This window comes from Clostridium sp. LXY-7, assembly GCF_056172015.1.
Genome location: NZ_JBLLJL010000020.1, coordinates 1 through 930, shown reverse-complemented (window position 1 = coordinate 930; position 930 = coordinate 1). Strand labels below are relative to the sequence as shown.

Genomic DNA, 930 nt, shown 5'->3' with positions numbered 1-930 from the left:
ACCGTAAGGAGCCAGCGGCCGAAGGTGGGATTAGTGATTGGGGTGAAGTCGTAACAAGGTAGCCGTAGGAGAACCTGCGGCTGGATCACCTCCTTTCTAGGGAGTCGACATAAGGTTAATCCCTTATGACATTGAGCGAATCTTACTTAATAAAAGTTATTTTAGTAAGTTTAGATGAGCCCATCCAGCTTAGCTGGGCACTGGTACTTTAACTCTGTTTAATTTTGAGAGACTATCTCTCAGAAATTGAAATTAAATTATTAGAGGCAAGTAATTTGCGATAGCAAAGTAACATGGAGTAGAGTTTATTAAGTTAAATGAGCACCATAGTGACTGAAGCTAAAAACAAAATACGAAGGCTATAATAATTTTTAGTGTTCTTTGAAAATTACATAGTAAAATAAGAAAATTTGTTTAACCTTTAAATTTAGATTTAAATTAAACAATTTCGTCAAGATAATTTACTAATCTTTGTAAGAAGATAGAGTTACCAGTATTTCAAGGATATGAATTTATAATCAAATTGATTTATAGATTAAATCCAAGAAGTAATTGAGCTTTTGGCAGAATCAAGCAGTACTAGGAAGCGAGGCGTGAGGAGCAGAGTTTACTTCAAGTAAATGAGCACCAGAACAACGAAGCTGACGACGTAATGCGCAGATTATGGCAAAAGCGACTTAAGGTCAAGCTACAAAGGGCGCATGGTGAATGCCTTGGCACTAGGAGCCGATGAAGGACGTGATAAGCTGCGATAAGCTTTGGGTAGGCGCAAATAGCCAGTGATCCAGAGATTTCCGAATGGGGAAACCTACATAGTAAACACTATGTACTATATACTGAATAAATAGGTATATAGAGGTAAACCGGGGGAACTGAAACATCTAAGTACCCCGAGGAAGAGAAAGAAACCTCGATTTCCTGAGTAGCGGC

Annotated in this window: 2 rRNA genes; both read left to right on the top strand. The window is 38.3% G+C overall.

Going from position 1 to position 930, the window contains the following annotated elements:
• Positions 1 to 96: ribosomal RNA gene (locus ACI48Q_RS20920) — 16S ribosomal RNA — on the top strand; the annotation flags it as partial.
• Positions 97 to 681: 585 nt separating this feature from the next.
• Positions 682 to 930, top strand: a 23S ribosomal RNA gene (locus ACI48Q_RS20915); the annotation flags it as partial.